Annotated in this window: 14 protein-coding genes and 3 pseudogenes; 9 read left to right on the forward strand and 8 right to left on the reverse strand. The window is 49.8% G+C overall.

Annotated features, from left to right (window positions below; translation table 11 throughout):
• The 3 genes and pseudogenes from KQP84_RS02660 to KQP84_RS02670 form a co-directional block, all read right to left on the reverse strand.
• A complete protein-coding gene (locus tag KQP84_RS02660) occupies positions 1–1,083 on the reverse strand; it encodes a 4-oxalomesaconate tautomerase (RefSeq protein ID WP_215845111.1) in 1,083 nt (360 codons plus the stop codon).
• 2 nt (positions 1,084–1,085) lie between these two features.
• Positions 1,086–1,802 (reverse strand): 4-carboxy-4-hydroxy-2-oxoadipate aldolase/oxaloacetate decarboxylase, encoded by a 717-nt coding sequence (locus KQP84_RS02665; protein WP_215845112.1) that lies wholly within the window; start codon positions 1,800–1,802, stop codon positions 1,086–1,088.
• Positions 1,799–2,521: pseudogene (locus KQP84_RS02670) on the reverse strand (PIG-L deacetylase family protein); the annotation flags it as partial. The pseudogene KQP84_RS02670 and the gene KQP84_RS02665, both read right to left, overlap by 4 nt.
• A gap of 144 nt (positions 2,522–2,665) precedes the next feature.
• Here KQP84_RS02670 and KQP84_RS02675 point away from each other — a divergent pair.
• From KQP84_RS02675 to pckA, 3 genes are all read left to right on the forward strand, one after another.
• Positions 2,666–3,892, forward strand: a complete 1,227-nt coding sequence (locus tag KQP84_RS02675; RefSeq protein WP_215845113.1) for a LysR substrate-binding domain-containing protein — start codon at positions 2,666–2,668, stop codon at positions 3,890–3,892.
• A gap of 240 nt (positions 3,893–4,132) precedes the next feature.
• Complete coding sequence (locus KQP84_RS02680; RefSeq protein ID WP_215845114.1) at positions 4,133–5,512, forward strand: MFS transporter; 1,380 nt, start codon at positions 4,133–4,135, stop codon at positions 5,510–5,512.
• A 178-nt stretch (positions 5,513–5,690) separates the two neighbouring features.
• Positions 5,691–7,322 (forward strand): phosphoenolpyruvate carboxykinase (ATP), encoded by a 1,632-nt coding sequence (pckA, locus tag KQP84_RS02685; protein ID WP_215845115.1) that lies wholly within the window; start codon positions 5,691–5,693, stop codon positions 7,320–7,322.
• Between the two features lie 732 nt (positions 7,323–8,054).
• On the opposite strand, the gene KQP84_RS02690 is transcribed toward pckA, so the two are convergent.
• Positions 8,055–8,312: a hypothetical protein gene (locus tag KQP84_RS02690; protein WP_215845116.1), complete on the reverse strand. Its 258-nt coding sequence runs from the start codon at positions 8,310–8,312 to the stop codon at positions 8,055–8,057.
• Positions 8,313–8,315: 3 nt separating this feature from the next.
• Positions 8,316–8,888 (reverse strand): VOC family protein, encoded by a 573-nt coding sequence (locus tag KQP84_RS02695; protein ID WP_252515165.1) that lies wholly within the window; start codon positions 8,886–8,888, stop codon positions 8,316–8,318.
• A gap of 218 nt (positions 8,889–9,106) precedes the next feature.
• Here KQP84_RS02695 and iolE point away from each other — a divergent pair, with 218 nt between their 5' ends.
• Together iolE and KQP84_RS02705 are read left to right on the forward strand one after the other, a co-directional pair.
• Complete coding sequence (iolE, locus tag KQP84_RS02700) at positions 9,107–10,024, forward strand: myo-inosose-2 dehydratase (RefSeq protein WP_215845117.1); 918 nt, start codon at positions 9,107–9,109, stop codon at positions 10,022–10,024.
• On the forward strand, positions 10,024–11,193 hold the full coding sequence (locus tag KQP84_RS02705) for a Gfo/Idh/MocA family protein (RefSeq protein WP_215845118.1): 1,170 nt from the start codon (positions 10,024–10,026) through the stop codon (positions 11,191–11,193). The genes iolE and KQP84_RS02705 overlap by 1 nt, the downstream gene beginning before the upstream one ends.
• Positions 11,194–11,232: 39 nt before the next feature.
• Here the strand turns inward: KQP84_RS02705 and KQP84_RS02710 are convergent, their stop codons facing one another.
• Positions 11,233–12,246, reverse strand: a complete 1,014-nt coding sequence (locus tag KQP84_RS02710) for a Gfo/Idh/MocA family protein (protein ID WP_215845119.1) — start codon at positions 12,244–12,246, stop codon at positions 11,233–11,235.
• Between the two features lie 108 nt (positions 12,247–12,354).
• Between KQP84_RS02710 and KQP84_RS02715 the strand changes: the two are divergent.
• From KQP84_RS02715 to iolG, 4 genes and pseudogenes are all read left to right on the forward strand, one after another.
• A pseudogene (locus tag KQP84_RS02715) lies at positions 12,355–13,373 on the forward strand (LacI family DNA-binding transcriptional regulator).
• A 560-nt stretch (positions 13,374–13,933) separates the two neighbouring features.
• The gene (locus KQP84_RS02720) at positions 13,934–15,394 is read left to right on the forward strand and encodes a sugar porter family MFS transporter (RefSeq protein WP_215845120.1); all 1,461 of its coding nucleotides are present in this window, start codon (positions 13,934–13,936) and stop codon (positions 15,392–15,394) included.
• A 135-nt stretch (positions 15,395–15,529) separates the two neighbouring features.
• A complete protein-coding gene (locus KQP84_RS02725; protein WP_252515166.1) occupies positions 15,530–16,351 on the forward strand; it encodes a TIM barrel protein in 822 nt (273 codons plus the stop codon).
• A gap of 30 nt (positions 16,352–16,381) precedes the next feature.
• Positions 16,382–17,392, forward strand: a complete 1,011-nt coding sequence (gene iolG, locus KQP84_RS02730) for a bifunctional inositol 2-dehydrogenase/D-chiro-inositol 1-dehydrogenase (RefSeq protein ID WP_215845121.1) — start codon at positions 16,382–16,384, stop codon at positions 17,390–17,392.
• A gap of 202 nt (positions 17,393–17,594) precedes the next feature.
• Here the strand turns inward: iolG and KQP84_RS02735 are convergent, their stop codons facing one another.
• Positions 17,595–18,905 (reverse strand): c-type cytochrome, encoded by a 1,311-nt coding sequence (locus KQP84_RS02735; protein ID WP_215845122.1) that lies wholly within the window; start codon positions 18,903–18,905, stop codon positions 17,595–17,597.
• A gap of 1 nt (position 18,906) precedes the next feature.
• A pseudogene (locus KQP84_RS02740) lies at positions 18,907–20,677 on the reverse strand (GMC family oxidoreductase).
• Positions 20,678–20,686: the final 9 nt, after the last annotated feature.

A 20,686-nucleotide genomic window follows, 5' to 3' on the forward strand; every position in this document is an offset into this window, starting at 1 on the left:
TCAGTTGCCTGACCAGAGTGTTCCCGGAATGGCTACTCGACCCTCAAATAGCAGGCGTGCCGTGCGAATCAGTCCGCTATTGATAACGTTGCCCGCCGCATCACGTGTCAGCATTACGCTGAACTCGCCAGTGGGATGTTCAACAGCCAGTCTCTGTTCATGGGCAGTGCTGACCTCAGCAAGCCCTTCCGTAACAGAGCCGGGGATCAGACAGGCGGTTGCCACGCTCACCGCGCCTAATACGCCAATGGATGCATGGCAGCGGTGCGGAATAAAGGTGCGTGTAGTCAGGGCACCGCCTTGTTCCGGAGCGGCAATCAGCGTCATTTTTGGCACCGTACGCTGTGCCACATCGCCAAGGTTCATTCGTGGGCCAGCCTGTAGGCGGATCGACTCCAGCCGCGCTTTCAGCTCGTCGTCATTGTCCAGCTGTTCACGCGTTTCCAGCCCGCTTCGTTGCAGATCGGCTGCGCGTAACAACACCACAGGCATGCCATTATCAATACAGGTCACATCAATTCCGTCAAAGCTGTCGCGTGCATTCCCCGTCGGCAGCAACGCACCACAGCTGGAGCCAGCAATATCCTGGAAATTCAGTATCTGCTCAGCTGCGTAACCCGGCACACCGTCAATCTGCGCATCGCCTTCATACTCCACAGCTCCCTCAGGCGTGGCGATACATGCTTCTGCGATTTGCCCGGTGTTCACCATAAAAATGCGCACCCGTGTGACCTCTCCCTGCGCCGCCACCAGCCCTTTTTCAATTGCGAACGGCCCGACCGCAGCGAGAATGTTGCCGCAGTTTTGCCCGTAATCTACTACGGCTTTATTCACGTTAACCTGCGCGAACAGGTAATCAACATCCGCGTCGGGACGCGTTGAGGCTGAAACAATCGCAACTTTGCTGGTCAGCGGATCGGCTCCGCCGATACCATCAATCTGACGCATGTCGGGTGAACCCATGACGGCCAGTAACACGCGATCGCGCGTGGCGTTATCGGCGGGCAGATCTGATGCCACAAAGCAGGCCGCTTTAGAGGTGCCGCCACGCATTAGGACGCAAGGGAGCAAAGTCTGTTTCATCGTCAGCCCTTCTTCAGTTCATCAAGGGAATTCACATAGCGCAGCCCTTTCTCAGCTAACGCTGGCCGCATCTGATAAATATCCAGACCCAACTCACCGGCGGCGAGTCGCTGACGTTTGCCTTCTTCCGCATCAACGCGTTTTTGTGCCGCAGCACTGACTGCCTCAGCCTGCTCACGCGGCACAATGACCACGCCATCATCATCGGCCACCACGATGTCGCCCGGACTGACCAGTTGCCCGGCACAGACGACCGGCACATTTACCGAGCCTAATGTCTCTTTCACCGTACCCTGCGCATAAACAGCTCGCGACCAGACGGGAAAATTCATGTCACGCAACGTCTGGCTGTCACGGATACCGATATCGCCTACCAGAGCGACCACCCCACGCGCCTGCAATGACGTTGCCAGCAAATCGCCAAAAAAACCGTCATGGCAATCTGAGGTCGGCGCTACCAGTAATATGTCGCCCGGCTGACACTGTTCCACCGCTACGTGAAACATCCAGTTATCACCGGGTGAGACCAGTACAGTTACTGCACTGCCTGCGACAGCACGGTTTTGCTGGATCGGACGCACACGAACATCAAGCAAACCACTTCGTCCCTGCGCTTCATGCGTGGTCGCCACGCCATAGCGTGCAAATTGTGCGACCAGCTCGGACTCGGCGCGCTCAATATTTCTCACGACTACACCTTTTTTATTCACGATGCTCATGACAAATCCTCCGTTACGCGCGGAAACAGGCTCTGATAGCCCTCGCCGTGGCTAATCACTTTAGATGAGGTGATCCCTACGTTACGCTTAGCCTGTACACCACGTTGTAATGCCACGCGCGTATAGTATTCCCAGAGGTGCTCCTGCCCCGCCATGCACTGGATGGCGGCATATTTTTTATCCCAGACCGACGTAATATCCAGGAGAACATCGGGTTTCCAGTTGCACTGCTCCGGCTGGTGTGGCTCAAAGCAGTAAACCGGAGGTGCACCGATAATGGTTTCACCGGGACGATAACCTTCGGCCTGCGCAATGATGCGGGCTTCCTGAGTCAGGTTAGCGGCCAGCGGATGATCGTAGTTATAGGGGTCATTCACTGAATGAGTCAGAACAAAGTGCGGTTGGACTTTACGGAACACGTCTGCAAGGCGGAACAGCGTTTCTTTATCTGCACGTAGTGGATAATCGCCAAGATCAAAGAATTCAATGCTTGCCCCGAGAATTTTGGCCGCAGCTTCGGCTTCTTCTTGTCGACTCTGCTTCACGATTGCTTCAGTCATATTGCCTTTGCGCCACAACTTTGCTGATTCGCCGCGCTCACCATAGGAAAGGCATACCACATGCACGTCGTAACCCTGAGAGGCATGCAACGCAATCGCGCCACCTGCACGCCAGACGAAATCAGCGGAGTGGGCACTGACGACTAAAGCACTCTTTTTGCGATCTTTTCCATCATGTCATCCTGCATTTTGCTGTTTTTTTCATCCTGACATGCAGTCTGACGTGCGGGTAATGCCTTTCATTGCGTCAGTTATGACTTTTATTTATGTTGTGATTCAGACCTCAAACTCTCGGCGATAAATATGAAAAAGCCTAATGAAGAAAATCAGTTAAAAATCATGCAAATACGCTCTTTTTGTATGATCGCTGAACGTGGAACTGTATCCGAGGCTGCGAACAAATTATTTCGTACCCAGTCGGCAATCACCCGATCAATTCGTGACCTTGAACACACTTTAAACACGCCGTTATTCGAGCGTCACGCAAGCGGCATGATGCTGACGGAAATGGGAAAATGTGTTCTGCCGAGAGCCAAGCGCGCTATACAGGAATTGCACCTGATCCCCTCGGTACTCAGCAAATTGAAACAGCGTGACAACGGTCGTGAAGAGGCTGAGCCGATCTGGCTATTCAATCTGAGACGGCTACAAATTTTTCTTGAACTGTTCAAGCTCCATCACACTCAGAGCGTGGCAACATCAATCGGTATTAGCCAGCCGGCTGTCAGCGCAGCATTGAAAGTACTGGAAAAAGGAGCAGGATTAACGCTGTTTCAGCGCACGCCCAAAGGCATGATGCCTACGCCCGCCGGACGAGAAATCGCCCCGTTTATCAGTCGCGCATTGAACGAGATGCGGCATATACCTGAAGATCTCGCTGCTCAGCAAGGGATCCTTACCGGCACAGTACATGTCGGCGCGCTGCCGCTTTGCCGCAGCAGCGTGTTGCCTCTGGCCATTACCCGACTAGTGACGCGCTATCCCGGTATCAAAATAGTGACCAATGAAAGCGCCTTTAGCGCGCTGATCACTGAATTACGCGCTGGCGATATTGATTTTATTCTTGGCGCACTGCGTCAGCACGACGCGGTGCCGGATATTCAAAATCAGCTTTTATTCGATGAAGAACTTATTTTACTGGCACGGCCGCAGCATCCGCTGGCTGGCCGACCCTTAACCCCAGATAACCTGAAGCTGACACAGTGGATCCTGCCGCGCGATAACTCACCCGCACGACATTTACTGGACCGTGCCTTTAAAACGTTAGGCATGTCTGCCCCACAACCGGTAGTGGAAAGCGGAGATTTGGCGATAGTGCGCGGGCTACTTCTTGATTCCGATATGGTGGCAGCCGTTTCTTCGCATCAGCTTGAGTATGAATTACGCGCTAAAATCCTTACCCCTCTGGCGCTTAATCTGCCTGACACACGCCGTGAAATTGGTCTGACTTTTCGTCGCGGGGCGTTGCATTCTCCTGCGGCAAAAGCGCTCTTAGACTGCATCGATGAGACGCTGACTCGCACAACCTAAACGAAACTCATACATCCACTAAACGTATCAGGCGCAAGGCTTCACTATTTATGCCCATTTGCGCCATTTTAATGACCTAACAACAGTGTTAAACGCATCACAATATAAAGTTAACTCATATCTCTAAAAGCCTTTTTTGACAGACATGGCTGTTTACCCCGCTTAACGTGTTATTCGATTGTTGCCTTTCTCTCACCACAACGATAGCTGCCGTAGGTAGCACAGAAGAGAGCGTACCCGATGACAGCGAATAACCTGGTTAATGTAAAAGAGTGGATTGATGTACGTCCCATCTCGTCCTTTCAGTGGCGCGTACTGGTGCTGTGCCTGATTATCATTATGTTTGACGGCTATGACGCTGCCGTAATGGGCTTTATTGCCCCGGCGCTGATTGAACACTGGGGTATCAGTCGCTCAGCAATGGGGCCGATTCTCGGTGCGGCAATGTTTGGCGTGGCACTGGGTGCACTGATTGCCGGGCCAATGTCCGATCGCTATGGCCGTAAGCGGGTCATTTTACTGTCGGTGCTGATCTTCTCCGCTTTCAGCCTGGCCTGTGCGTATGCCGCTTCGCCCACACAAATGGCCCTGTTGCGCTTTATTGCCGGATTAGGATTAGGCGCAGTGATGCCGAATTGCGTGACTCTATTGTCGGAGTACATGCCCGAGCGTCGTAAAGGGATCATGATCACGTTGATGTTCAGCGGTTTTAACATTGGTTCGGGGCTGGGCGGATTTATCGCCGCCGGGCTACTGGCTCATTATCACTGGCCTGCCGTGCTGATTTTCGGTGGCGTGCTGCCGCTGATCATGCTGCCGGTTATTGCCTGGCTGTTACCGGAATCGGCGCTGAATCTGGTGGTACGCAAGGCTCCGCGTGCGCAAATTGCCGCGCTGCTGAACCGTATGGGCGGACATTTCACTGATGAGAGTGCCTTTATCCTTAACTCTCCCAGTATTAAGCGCAACAGCACCATTGCAGAGTTGTTTCGTCACGGCTTTGCGCGCGGCACCATCATTCTCTGGCTGACCTATTTTATGGGGCTGTTCGTTATTTATCTGCTGAATGGCTGGTTGCCAACCATCATGCGTTCCGGCGGTATTTCACTGGAGCAAGCCGCCATTATTGCCGGTTTGTTCCAGCTAGGTGGCCCGGTGGGAGGCATCATTGTTGGTGCGCTGATGGATAAACTGCGCGCGAAATGGGTTATTGGCGTGGTGTATTTAATCGGCTGTGTCTGTCTCATTACGCAAGGTCTTTTTGGACTGAGTGGCGTGGCGCTGGGTGTGATTATTTTTATCACCGGCATGTGCATTAACGGCGCGCAAAATGGGCTTCAGGTTTACTCGCCTGCATACTACCCAACCGAGATCCGTGCGACGGGCGTAAGCTGGATGCACGGGATAGGTCGTATTGGCGCTATCCTCAGCTCATCACTGGGTGGTCTGTTGATGGGGGCTTTCCCGGGCCAGTCAGCCATCTTTTTTATTCTTGCCCTGCCCGCGCTGCTTGCCGCGATCAGCATCGTTTTTCATCGCAATATTCAACTATCCATGAAGGTAAAAGGCGCAGGACTTGGTGAAATTCCGGCCCTGTCGCAAACGTTGAATAACCGATAAGTGAAGCCGCTCTTATGGCTCAGCTTATTCGTGGAATTAGGGTTTCTCATACTCTGGTCATCGGATTTCTCGTTAATCGAGCCAGTAGCAAGAAGATCGGCAAAGAATTGATAGGACGTGATTCTTCTGTTTAAAAAAATCTTAGTAAGACGTCATCTGTATATGGGACAGAAATTATATGAATATTCAGCAGGCTGTTGAAAAAACACTTTTGTCAGTTGGGATAAATGAAACAGCAGAAGTGATTTATAACCCTGATTATGATCTTCTTATAGAGCATGAGACTTCAGCAGAACTGGAGGGCTACGAGCGCGGAGTAATGACCACTTCCGGTGCAGTTGCTGTGGACACTGGCGAATTCACCGGACGCTCGCCTAAAGATAAATATATCGTCCTGGATGATACAACGCGCGATAGCCTGTGGTGGGCTAACTCCGGAACGGGACGTAATGACAATAAACCGCTGTCACCTGAAGTCTGGGCAGAACTCAAATCGCTCGTCGCCTCTCAACTTTCAGGCAAAAAACTGTATGTGATTGATGCGTGGTGCGGAGCGAGTGCTGCTACGCGACTGGCTGTGCGCTTTGTTACCGAAGTTGCCTGGCAGGCCCATTTCGTAAAAAATATGTTTATTACTCCTGATGCCGAAGAAATTGAGCAGTTTACCCCCGATTTCATGGTAATAAACGGTTCCAAATGTACCAATGCAAACTGGCAGGCTCAGGGCCTCAACTCCGAAAACTTTGTCGCTTTTAACCTGTCAGAGAAGATCCAGTTGATTGGCGGCACCTGGTACGGCGGAGAAATGAAAAAAGGCCTTTTCTCCGTTATGAATTACCTTCTTCCCCAACGTGGCATTGCATCAATGCACTGTTCTGCCAACCGAGGTGCCAATGGCGATGTGGCCCTTTTCTTTGGTCTGTCAGGAACGGGGAAAACGACGTTATCTACCGATCCCGAACGTCAGCTTATCGGTGATGATGAGCATGGTTGGGATGATGACGGAATCTTCAATTTCGAAGGTGGCTGCTATGCAAAAACGATTAATTTAAGCGAGCAAGCTGAGCCTGAAATTTATAAAGCCATTCGTCACGAAGCATTACTGGAAAATGTTGTTGTGAGAGAAGACGGCAGCGTGGACTACGCTGATGGTCGTAAAACGGAAAATACGCGCGTTTCCTATCCACTTTCGCACATTGACAATATTGTCCGTCCGGTTTCACGCGCAGGCCACCCGGCGCACATCATATTTTTGACGGCCGATGCGTTCGGCGTATTACCCCCGGTATCGCGTCTGAACCGCGAGCAAATGCAGTACCATTTTCTTTCCGGCTTTACCTCAAAACTGGCGGGTACAGAAAGAGGTATTACGCATCCTACTCCAACGTTCTCAGCCTGTTATGGCGCCGCCTTTCTGCTGCTTCATCCGACACAATATGCCAGCGTGCTTGAAGCCAGAATGGCTGACACCAGCGCACAAGCCTGGCTGGTTAACACGGGCTGGAACAGCAAAGGCGAGCGTTTATCTCTCACCAACACCCGCAACATTATCAGTGCCATCCTTAACGGTTCTGTCAGCAATACTCTTTATAAAGAAATTCCTGTCTTTAATCTTTCTGTACCAGACAACATACCGGGCGTTGATAATAACCTGCTCGATCCGCGAAATAACTGGGACTCGGAAAAGGAATGGCTGGAAGCAGCCAACAAGCTGGCGCAGCTTTTTGTTGGTAATTTTAAGCAATACAGTGACACAGAAGCAGGCAAACAGCTGGCTCTTGCAGGACCAGATTTACGTGAAGAAAGTTAAAAGCCTACTATGTGGCATTCAGCCATAAAGAGTAGCAGGTGGAAACGCTCGCTGGCGCAGCAGATTTGCCAGTTTAAACATCATCGATAATGCAAATAAAGATGGTTTTAGAGGTTCGATTAAATCACTGGCCTGATGCGAACAGCGATTTCTGTCCATTGCTTCTGCCGACAAAATACACGAGTAACACATGCTCTATTTCCGGGTACAAGCGTGTCCCCTGTTTTATGGCATGCGTGTGTTGTTGGTACATACAATGCTTAAGTAAAACGCTTGCATCAACGTCGGTTTTTTACCCCCTTATTTTATATAGGGGGTCATCAACAAATGAACGCAGCTTGCCTTCTGATAATGAACCTGAAATAAGTTACCAATGCTGCCGCACCCGCCAATGCAGATATTCTGTTCATTCCGTTACGCTCGCTTTGCCTACTGCCATGAGCACGCAGAGTCATCGGGTCGCTTGATGTCGCGTAACTCATCTCAGTCCTGCTTATTTTGCAGGGATATTTTCCGCTTCGCGCTGTCGATGCAGCTTCTCCAGCCACTGCGCAGTCTGTATGTAGTCGCGGGGAGTCTTAAGAACGTCATTGCCATGCATTTTTTCTGCAAGAATAACCCGGCATGAACTTACAGTTTCCAGACCCGTTTTTCTGTTGCACTAACGGCCGTCAAAATGGGAAGGGACTCATGCTGTCGCTGCCTGACTGCATCGATTTCAGCATCAGTAACTTATTGTAAAACAATAGTATGGTGATGCAGGTTTCGCCTGGCATTGAGGGACTCCGAAGATACGCTGTTGTCTTGCGCCAATGAAATGGTTAAATACTGTGCGACGCTGATCGTATATCTGATTTCAGCATTAACTTGGTGGAAAGCCGCACGTGGTGCCGTTATTGCAACACCACAGCCAATGGTTGTATCAAGCGCACGCGCACTAAACAGATCGCTGATCTCAAATTGCGTACTAATGTACAACGCATAATTCAATGATTAGCTGCAGTAGGGCAACCTCTGTTCAGGGGCCGGGATCCAGCGAGATTGCGTTGCTCCTGCGTCATACTGAATTTTTGATGGCAACGTAATCAGTTCAATCAGCACGCCAAATGGCGTCATACCAAACCAGGTTTGGTTACCCTTCCCCTCCTCCTGAGCAAAACAGTCATTGGGCCCGTCAAACATCTTGGCACCCTGCTCCCGCATCTTTTCAGCCGTAGAGTGAATATCATCCACATAAAGTGAAAAATGATTGATACCCGCCTGCCCTGGAGTAGCCTTAATGTTCTCGGTAGCCGGTTCTGTCTGGAAAAGCTCAACATTGCATCCGTTTGCTAATCGCAGCATCGCCAGGCCAGTCACTTTCATCTCTGCTGGAAACCCATTAAGAGGATGCATCTCTTCACCCCCAACATCAGCACCGGAATCTTCAGGCGGCACAATGCGATACAGGACCGACGCGTCCAGAGCTTTAATAAAAAAGCGTTCAGCGTCCGGTAAGCTGGTAACGGTGATGCCGATATGTTCAATACCACGAATAGTCATTTGTCCTCCGACAGTGTTCATCATGTTCTTCCATCCTTTATCCCGACATGACTGGAATCATTGCCGCATGCCCTAACCCCAAGCTTTTCATAAAGATTTATTAAAGGACTCTTGTTAAGCGTAGATCCTTTCACTGCTATATGGCCAGGTATAACAGTGAGGGTTTTCCCTCATTTTATCGATGTCGTGCTACTGACAGGCTTGATTACAGTGTGCCCACGTACATAAAAGGAGAGAAAACCATGGCGTTAACCACGATAAAACTCGGTGTCAGCCCGCTATGCTGGACTAATGATGTGCTTGAGGACTTAGGCGGTGATATTCCACTGGAAACCTGTCTGCAGCAGGCGGCGCAGGCTGGCTATCAGGGTATTGAGCTAGGCCGAAAATTCCCGCGTGATGCTGATACATTACGCCCTTTGCTAGACGGCGTGGGGTTACAGCTGGCATCAGGCTGGTACAGCGGTTTTCTGGCAGACCGTAGCGTCGAAGATGAGCTGGAAGCCGTTCGGGATCATGCTCGTTTACTTCAACAACTGGGCGCCAGCGTGATGGTTTATGGCGAATGCGGCCAGTTACCTGCCGAAGCACCGCTTGATGCGCCGCTGTCACAATCGCCCGCGTTAGGTGGGATTGATATCACCAGGTATGCACATAAGGTCAATGTTCTGGCCGACGTGCTGTTACGTGATTACAACCTGAAGCTCGCCTATCACCACCATCTGATGATGATCGTTGAGCATGGCGATGAACTGCAGGCCTTCCTTACTCACACACACGATAATGTCGGCTTGGTGTTTGACAGCGGTCATGCGTTTGCGGCGGGTGTCGATATTGCTTCAGTGCTGGAAAAATGGGGTCACCGAATTGTACATCTGCACCTGAAAGACGTGCGCAGCGACGTGCTGGCACAGGTACGTGCACAGGACATGAGCTTTAATGACGCAGTGCGTGCCGGGCTGTTCACCGTGCCCGGAGAAGGTGCCATCAACTTCTCTCCGTTGATACGTTTTATTGAGCAGGGTCACTATCAGGGTTGGTTGATCGTTGAAGCAGAACAGGATCCAAATCGGGCGCCACCGCTTGCCACAGCCACTCGCGCTGCCGGGTGGATGCGGGAGCATTTTACTCTGACGCAACAATCGGAGGTGAATGCCTGATGAAAACACAACTGAATATCGGCCTGATCGGTTCAGGATTTATGGGGCAGGCCCATGCTGATGCCTGTCGTCGTGCTGCTATGCTTTATCCAAATCTGCCGTTACGTCCCCATCTTTACGCACTGGCCGATCAAAATCAGGAACTGGCTGACGCAAACGCCAAACGTTTTGGCGCTGAAAAAGCCTACGGTGACTGGCGGGAGCTGGTTAACGATCCTGACGTTGATGTTGTCGACATTACCTCACCTAACCATCTGCACGTGGACATGGCCCTGGCAGCGATTGCAGCGGGGAAACACGTCTACTGTGAAAAGCCACTGGCACTGAATGCTGAACAGGCAAGAAAGATGACAGCTGCCGCCGCGCAGGCTGGCGTGAAAACTATGGTAGCGTTCAACAATATCAAGACACCGGCAGCGCTGCTGGCAAAACAGATTATTGAACGAGGCGAAATTGGTACGCCAGTACGGTTCCGTGGCACCTTCGATCAGGGTTTTTATAATGATCCAAACCTGCCGTGGTCCTGGCGCTGTTCACAACGTCTTGGCGGCAGTGGTGCATTAGGCGATCTCGGTGCACACACCTTATCTGTGGCCCAGTTTTTGATGGGTGATATCACTGAAGTCACAGCCAGCGCGCAAACCTGTATCACTGAGCGTCCCGTTCCGCAGGTTGATGCCGGTTATGCCAGTCACGTTGATGACAACGCAGAGATGCGCAGGGTAGAAAATGAGGATCAGGTACAGTGCCTGGTTAACTTCACCAGTGGGGCTGCGGGGGTTATTGAAGCGTCACGTATCTGTGCGGGTCGCATCTTTGGTGTGTTCTGGGAAGTCTCCGGCACCGAAGGTACAATCTATATGGATGGCGAGCGTTTCAACGAACTTCAGATTTACCGCTTCAATGATGACAAGCACGACCGTGGGTTTAAAACCCTTTATGCAGGAAGCCAAATCCCCGCCTATTCAGGTTTCTTTGGCTTCGATTTTGGTGGCGGAGGTCTCGGCTATTTCGACGTCAAAGTAATCGAGATGCACGATTTAGTGATGGGGATATGCAGCGACAATGACTGTTTCCCTAACTTCGCGTTTGGCCTGCAAAATCAGGAAATCCTCGCGGCCATTGAAACGTCAATGACTTCACGCCGCTGGGAGTCTGTTCAACGCTGAGGGCTGGTGCTTGGCGGGACTCTCCCCGCCTTTAATTGGTCATAACGTAGTCGGCGCGACTTGGCAGAAACGACCTTCTGCCAGCGATATGACTGCAGCTTCGGCAATCGCCTGTGCCTTCAGCCCATCCTCCAGGCCGGGCAAATCAGTTGCGCTTTCACCATTGAGGGAGCGGACAAAAGCGTCCAGCTGAGCATAATAGGTTGCCTGCACCCGGCTGAACCAGTCGGGAAATAGCCCCGGTTGCTGGATCTGACTGCCTTGATAGCAGGTCACACCTTGAGGCTTTTGACTGCCTGATTCCAACATACCTTTAGCCCCCATCACGCTAATACGTTCATCATAGCCATAACCGGTGCGGCGGGTATTATCCAGCTGCGCCAGCGCACCACGCTGCATCCGCATTAACAGGACGCTGGTATCCACATCGCCAAAGCGGGTAATTTCGGGCTGGACTAATGCACTGCCCATGGCTGCAACTTCGCAGACTTCGTCGTCCGTTAACCAGCGCAACAGATCAAAGAAATGAATCGCCTGATCGCGCATCTGGCCACCAGACGCCTGCAAATAACTGAGTGGCGGCATTTCAGACGAGCGGCAGACCATCTGAATTAATTCAGCGTCACCAATGCGCCCCTGCCGGAGCTGCTGCTTGAGTTGTTGATGGCTGGCATCAAAGCGACGGTTAAAACCTACGGTAACGGGTACATTTAATGGCAGGACAGCATCTGCTACCCGACGCGCCCGATCCAGCGACAGATCTATCGGTTTTTCGCAATAGATTGCTTTGCCCGCACGCGCTGCGGCTTCAAGTAAATCGGCATGCGTCGGTGTGGCGCTGGCGATTAACACCATATCAATATTGTCATCCTGAATAGCCTGGCTTGCTGTTGCGCCACGGGTATCAAACCGTTGTGCAAACACATCAACACGCGACGGATCTGTATCGGCCACATAGACCAGTTCAATCCCGGGATGTGCAACCAGATTTTTTGCATGTACCTCACCAATAAACCCACAACCTAACAATGCAACACGTTGCTTCTTACTCATTTTTTTGAACTCCGTCATATGCTTGGGGAAAGCTGCATCGTCAAGATAGCCTTGATGATTACACTGGCTGAACCCTGTTTTTGAGGTCTTTACCTCATTGGAGAAAAAATGAAAAAGATGTCCCTTCAGGAGGTAGCCAGACGAGCGGGTGTTGGTCTGGCAACAGTGGATCGTGTACTCAATGAGCGTGGTGGCGTATCGCCGGAGACCGTTAGTAAAGTGTTGCAGGTGGCACGTGAAAGTGGCCTTAACAGGATTTTGCCTGAGGAGCATCGTCATCCATGGCAGATTGAAGTTTTGCTTAGTGGTAATGACTCTTTTTCTTTAAGCAGTTGGCACAGGACTTCAGCGATGTCGCCAGTAATTTGGGTTATCGACGGCTGACCTTACACCGCACTTTTATTCCAGAGTCGCAGCCTGAACGGGTGGCAAAACGCATTCTTGCCGGAAGCAAGACGCGTGATGGCCTAATCGTTTTTGCGCATGAATACCCAGCTATCTATGAGGCGCTGGAAACCTGCCAGAAGCGCGGCGTACCGGTTATCTCGCTGGTCACTGACCTTCCTGGCGCAGCGCGGCTTTGTCATGTTGGAATCAACCAGTTGCAGGCCGGCCGGACGGCAGGACATTTGATGGGCAGAATGCTTCATCAACCCGGTGAAGTGCTGATAGTGAGCGGGCGCGTGGATTACAGCGCACATCGACAGCGTATAGAGGGCTTTCATCATGTTTTATCCGAGCGTTATCCACATATTCACCTGCGAGAAGTGCTTGCCGGTCAGGAAGAACGTGACACCATCAGTAAACTGCTGGAAAAACAACTGATTAAGTCGGGCAACTTGCTGGGAATTTACAACACGGGTTTAGGAAATACCGAGATTGGCCAGGCACTGGCTCGTCATCGTAAGCTCAACTCCTGTGTGTGGATCACTCATGAACTCTATGCCACCACACGTAAACTAATGGCTCAGCAAAGTATCGCGCTAACACTGGATCAAAATACCCGGCAACATGCTCAACTGGCACTAGAGCTCATGCTGCGTCATCTGGAAGGAGGCGAGAAACCGGATACCTACGCGGAGGGCAAAGTAGATTTTGTGATTTATACCTCCGAGAACAGTGCTTAACGTGAATTTAAAGAATGATATTTATTATCGCGTTATGAATGCGCAGATTTACATATTATTGCCAGTTATAAGATCTCAATGGGCATTACTTTCTTTCGGCAACGCAGTAGAATTAACCGAACCTTATAAAATTAAGACACTATATTTAACACTCTTGCATTCACATAAAATTGGTATCAAATATCTTTGTCGGAAGATCGTTAAATTAAAACAATCAAGCGTGTATAGATGATTTTTTAGAGAGCTTTTTAAATTAATCAAAAATGTATGATCGCATCACTCTTTATCTGAATATTTTAAGTAGCTTCTATCTGGCTCATTAAAACCGGATACCTCATAAAAACTCGGAAAACCTATATCAATAATAAGTGAAAGGTAACAATTCACGGACAACACTTGTGATTGATGTGAACCCATCAAAATAAAGTTTATGAAATGCTTGAGCTCACAAAATGAAAGTAAAATTTCATATAATATTTAACTCGGAATATAAATACCGGTAGGGTGAGCGCTACTTAACATTCTTAAATGTTTCTTAGCCGTTTTTACCAGGAGGTTTCATGGATAAAGAACTCTACATCTCGTCGAATCCTGCATCTGGCCCTAACAGCGCTACCCGTACTGAGCCGTTTGTTAAGATCATCGCTATCGTCGCCACGTTGGGCGGACTGCTATTTGGTTACGATACCGGTGTTGTTTCCGGCGCTCTACTTTTCATGCGTGGTGATTTAGAACTCACCCCCTTCACAACTGGCCTGGTTACGAGCTCCCTGTTATTTGGAGCCGCGTTTGGCGCGCTGGCTGCGGGTCATTTTTCCGACAGCGTCGGAAGAAGACGCATCATCATCATTCTTGCGATTATTTTTGCGGTGGGTGCAGTCGGTTCAGCCTTTGCGCCAGACGTGCAATGGATGATTGCCTCAAGACTATTTTTAGGCTTCGCCGTGGGTGGTGCTGCCGCCACCGTGCCTGTCTACATCGCTGAAATTGCCCCGGCAAATAAACGCGGTCAGCTTGTTACCCTTCAGGAGTTGATGATCGTTTCAGGGCAGTTGCTCGCCTACATCTCAAACGCAACATTCAATGATATATGGGGTGGGGAAAATACCTGGCGTTGGATGCTCGCCCTTTCTACCGTACCGGCCGTTCTGTTATGGCTCGGCATGATTTTTATGCCCGAAAGTCCACGCTGGCACGTAATGAAAGGGAACTCAAATGAAGCACGCAAGGTACTTGAAAAAACGCGTGCTGCTGAAGATGTTGAGTGGGAACTGGAAGAAATAGAAGAGACTATCGAGGAAAACCGACAACAGGGTAAAGGTCGTCTTCGTGATTTAGCCACGCCATGGTTGATGAAGATTTTCTTTCTCGGCGTCGGTATTGCCGCCATACAGCAGCTTACTGGTGTGAACACCATTATGTATTACGCTCCAACCATGCTTACCGCGGCTGGGCTGAGTAATGATGCCGCTCTGTTTGCTACGATCTCCAATGGTGTCATATCGGTTGTTATGACGCTGGTGGGTATCTGGCTAATTGGAAAGGTTGGGCGGCGTCCCCTCGTGCTGATTGGTCAGATTGGCTGTACCTGTAGCCTGTTCTTCATCGGTGCCATTTGCTTCTTTATGCCTGAATATCATCTTGGTGAGGTTAACTTACTTCGTGCTTATCTGGTGCTCACTGGCATGCTAATTTTTCTCTGCTTCCAGCAGGGTGCGCTTTCACCCGTTACCTGGTTGCTTCTTTCAGAGATATTCCCAGCCAGAATGCGTGGAATATGCATGGGAGGCGCAGTGTTCTCACTCTGGATCGCCAACTTTGCTATTTCGATGGCGTTTCCTTTGCTGCTAGCCGCATTCGGCCTTGCCGGCGCGTTTTTAATTTTCGCTGTTATTGGGATTGCAGGTAGCGTTTTCGTCATACGATTTATTCCAGAAACAAAAGGAAGAAGTCTTGAGCAAGTGGAGCATTACTTCTATGAGCTTTACAACCATAAAAAGCCTGCTCTGAATAAAATATAAGCCCTGCGCTAAGGATATATTTTATTTAGCCGCAAGCCTGCGAAATGCTGATAAAAAAACACACCTTAGCGTTTTAAATTATTGAGAAATACAAAATCAGCCTTCAATTGATGAATCAACATTCAGGAATAGCTTATGTCTATCAACATCACTAATGACCGTTTCTGCATTAACCGAAAAATAGCACCGTCCGTCAGTATTGAACGTTTTTTCGAGCTGGTGAAAGAGCTTGGTTTGAATAAAGTTGAGCTTCGTAACGATATGAACGGCGGAAGCGTGACTGACGGGAAAGGTGGCGATGCGGTAAGGAACATGGCCGGCAAAACTGCAATAAAAATCATCACGATCAACGCAGTGTATCCCTTTAATCAGTTGAATGATGACGTTCTGAGTCGGACTCGTCAGTTATTGAGTGATGCACGTGACGTGGGTGCCGAATCCCTGGTGCTGTGCCCGCTTAATGACGGTACCCAGATCTCAGATGACGAAACGATTTCCGCATTGAAAACGCTCGCGCCTTTGTTTGCGGAATATGGCATTCAGGGATTGGTTGAGCCGCTGGGCTTTCCACAAAGCTCTTTACGATCTGCCACTGTTGCCCAGTCCCTGATTAAACAAGCCGGTGTGCCCTTTAAACTCGTTTTAGATACCTTCCATCATCATCTCTTCGAAGATGCTGAGAATGACTTCGAGCAGGATATTGATATTACCCAAATTGGCCTGGTGCATCTGTCTGGCGTGACTGACACGCGTGCGACTCACCTCCTGACTGATGAAGAACGCATCATGCTTAGTGAAGGCGATCTTCTTAAATCCAAAGAGCAGGTAAACAGGCTTGAGCAGATGGGCTATCGCGGTATTTACGCATTTGAACCGTTCTCATCTGTTATGGACTCATGGACTGAAGAAGATATTGCTCGTGAAATTAAGAACAGCATTCTTTTCTTGAATCAATAAATTGATATAGCAACGACAGGAAATAAACTTATGACGATTAATATTGGTGTTATCGGAACCGGCGCAATTGGACGTGAACATATCCGTCGTTGCAGTCAGGTTCTTCAGAACTCACGCGTAGTGGCATTAAACGATATAAACCGCAGCAACTGCGAACAGGTGCTTAATGAATTAGGACTTGATGCGCAAATTTACGACAACGCGCATGATCTCATTAACGATACTGCTGTCCAGGCTATCTTGGTAACATCCTGGGGCCCTACTCATGAAGAATTTGTGCTGGCCTGTATCAAAGCAGGTAAGCCAGTATTCTGTGAAAAGCCACTTGCTGTGACGGCACAGGGTTGTCTGAACATTGTTGAAGCTGAAATTAATGCAGGTAAAAAGTTGGTACAGGTGGGCTTCATGCGCCCCTATGACAGCGGATACCGTGCCCTGAAAGAGGTAATCACCCGTGGAGATATTGGTGAGCCATTAATGCTGCATTGCGCGCATCGTAATCCCAGCGTTGGTGACGCTTACACCACGGACATGGCCATTACCGATACCTTAATCCATGAGCTTGACGTCCTGCGTTGGCTACTGAATGACGATTACGTCAGTGCGCAGGTTATTTTCCCGCGTAAAACACGCAATGCTTCATCACACTTACGCGATCCACAAATCGTGCTACTTGAAACAACCCGGGGAACCCGCATTGATGTCGAAATCTTCGTGAACTGCGATTATGGCTATGATATCCAGTGTGAAGTTGTTGGCGAATTAGGTATTGCACGCCTACCAGAACCCGTCTCCGTTCAAACGCGTAGCGCAGCAAAATTGTCTACAGCCATTCTCACTGACTGGAAAAAACGCTTTATTGATGCCTACGATGTAGAGCTGCAGGACTTCATTGATAACGTGGCTTCAGGTGAAATGACCGGACCCTCGGCATGGGATGGTTATGCCGCAGCTGTTGCTGCAGATGCCTGTGTCGCAGCCCAGAACTCAGGTGAAATTCTGCCTGTTAAGATGCCGCCGAAACCTGCTTTTTATGCCTGATTAGAGTATGACTCCGCTTTACGGCGTGGCCGTGGTTATCGTGGTCTCGCCATATCATTTTTAATGCTCATTGAAACAGGGTCCGCACTTAAATTTGCGTATTAAAAAAGGGTTCATGACCAGAATGAACCCTTTAAAATCCTCAGCCTATCAAACCAGTCAGGCTTTATCCGTCGTCCTGATCTGAGGACATCATGTCATCTTAATGCGCTGCCATCTGCGGTTTTAACTTCAGTAACTTCCGGCTTTCGGTAACATCTTCTACCGGGACAGCCGTTGCCGCATTACCCCAACTGTTTCTCAGATAGGTTGCGACAGCTGCAACCTGCTCATCTGATAATTTCCAGTCAAAGGCTGGCATAGCACCGCTGGTAGGATTGCCGACAGTCACCGCGCCACGCCCACCCTGTAGAATCGTTGTGATAATGGAAGATGCATCTTCAGCCATCAACCCTGAGTTACCTGCCAGGCTCGCTGCAAGATTTGGAATGCCTTTACCATCACTATTATGGCAGGCAGTACAGTTAGCCGAATAAACGTTTTCACCCATTTTCATTTGGGCATTACTGACTGATAACGCCGCTGGCGCTTTATTCTCTGAAGCTGGAACAGCTTTCAAATAGACAGCGATCGCACGCAGATCTTCATCTGTCAGGTGTTGGGTGGAATTTGTTACCGCTTCAGCCATAGGACCAGAAGCTACCGCAACATGGTTACTGCCAAGCTTCAGGTAATCGATGATTTGATCCTGGCTCCAGCGGCCAATGCCTGTATACGTGTTAGGGGTGATGTCGGGAGCATGCCACTCGGCCAGGTTACTTCCTTGTAGATAGTCGCTGGTATCACCACCAATGATATTTTTGGCTGTATGGCATGCAGCACAGTGCTCCAGACCTTCAACTAAATAGGCGCCTCGGTTCCAGATCTGGGACTTTGCAGTATCAATTTGAAAACCCTGATTTTTGAAGAACAGCAGGTTCCACCCCATCATTGCCAGACGGATGTTATAAGGAAAACTGAGGTTAGTCTCTGGCACTTTATAATTCACTGGCTTGACCGACCGCATGTACATCCAGAGATCGTGCATATCTTTATCGCTGACTTTTACATACGCATTATATGGCATGGCTGGATAGAGGTTTTCCCCTTCCTTACCTTTGCCATGACGAACGGCACGGTAGAAATCGCGTTCGGTCCACTTGCCAATGCCTGTCTCTGCATCAGGGGTGATGTTGCTGGCATAGATACCGCCAAAGGGTGTACTGATTGAGTAACCACCGGAAAATGGCTGCTTGCTTTCGGGCGCGGTGTGGCAGGCGATACAATCTCCCGCAACAGCTACATAGCGACCACGCGCCACTGACTCGCCATCAGATGCGGATGGAGGCTGGCTGGTCAACACGTCAGTGCTGGCAACATTATCTGATGACGTATCACCATTTTCCCACAATAGAGCAGCAGCAACGGTGGCAGCTACAACAGCAAACCCAGCGACAATCGTTGTCTTTTTCATATCACACCTTTACCAACGGGCCGGGATTCTTCATGTACTGTTCGATAATGGCTTTCGCCGTCCACAGGCTCAGTGCGCCAATCGTGCCCGTCGGGTTATATCCGGCATTGTTTGGAAAAGAAGAGGCACCCAGAACAAACAGGTTGTGCATATCCCAGCTTTGCTGATAGCGGTTGAGTACGCTGGTTTCAGGATCAACGCCCATTACTGCACCGCCGATAGTGTGGTCACTTGCGAAGTTATACGGTGAGTAATGGCCTGACGCGGAATTGGTACCAATAACAATTTTTGCGCCCATCGCTTTACCAATTTCGACACTCTTCTCTTCGATAAACTTTGCGGAAAGACGATCATTATCGTTGTAGTCAAAAGTGACGCGCAGCAGCGGATTGCCGTTATCATCTTTGTATTCTGGGTCGAGATCGAGGTAGTAATCCTCATGAGAGAAACTGGTGCCCTGTCCAAAGATGAACGTGCCATTCTGGAACGCGTGGGTATAAGCCTTTTTCCACTCTTTACCCCAACGCGGCGTACCCGGAGGAAGAACATCAGCATTGCCTATGGGCCTGGCACCACGTGCAACAACCAAAATGCCGGCACCACCAATGAAGTCCATCCCGGTGTGATCGAAATTATCGCCGTTCCAGTCATCAACTTGCTGTGAAAGTGCCCCAGCACCGATGTACTGATTTAAGTTTTCATCTTCGAAGAATAAGCTGGCACCAGATACCGTCTGGAAGCTGTACGCTCGCCCTACTACACCCGTTTTGCTTACAGGGTCGTAAGGTTTACCAATTTTAGAAAGAAGCAACAGGCGGACGTTCTGCATCTGGAAGGCAGAAAGGATGACAATGTCAGCGGGTTGATCCCACTCTTTTTATTTTTATCAAGATAAGTCACGCCAGTAGCAGTCTTGCCGTCAGCAGATTTATTAACACGCACTACAGCGGAATCAGTCAGTACGGTGAAGTTTTCACGCTGCATTAAAGCCGGAATAACACAGGCATTAGGGCTGGATTTTGAGAAGTTACCGCAGCCATAGTAGAGGCAATAACCGCAATAGGTACAAGGTCCCATCCTGACACCCAATGGGTTCACATAAGCGCGTGAAGCCTGGCCTGCAGGAACCATAAAGGGATTCAGGCCCAGAGATTTTGACGCGTCACGAAAAATATCGGTTAAGCGCATGCCTTCAAGCGGCGGCAAAGGATATTCAGTGCTACGGTTGCCCTCAAATGGGTTGCCGTCTGGAACAATTTCACCGTTGAGTTTTCCCGCTTTACCTGAAACGCCTGCGATACGTTCAAAGCGATCATAGAATGGTTCAAGCTCGTCATAGGTCACTCCCCAGTCCTGAAGAATGATGCCTTTAGCAATCTGCTTTTTACCGTAGCGCTTTACAGTTTGGCTGTAGGGCTCAAAGTCGAAAGGCGTAAAGCGCCATGCCATGCCCGCCCAGTGTGTTCCAGAACCGCCAACGTTATATCCCAGCTCATTCAGGTTCCAGTCACGGGAAGGCAGTGCGGTTTGCGTTGTGTTATTGCGAAACGTTGTGGTTTCAACTGCGGGTGGCAGTAGCATGCTGCGGCGGGTATCCCAGCGCAGTTCGTCAGTATCAATCGAAGGGGAAAATCAGTTGCGGTTTCAAACCATGGGCCGCGCTCAATAGCGACGACATTTAAACCAGCACGTGTTAACTCTTCGGCGATTAAAGAGCCACACCATCCCAGGCCGACGATGGCAACGTCAGCTTTTGGTCGAATATTTTTCATTTTAAAACT

Source organism: Candidatus Pantoea bituminis (genome assembly GCF_018842675.1).
In the GTDB taxonomy this organism is placed as follows: Bacteria; Pseudomonadota; Gammaproteobacteria; order Enterobacterales; family Enterobacteriaceae; genus Pantoea; species Pantoea phytostimulans.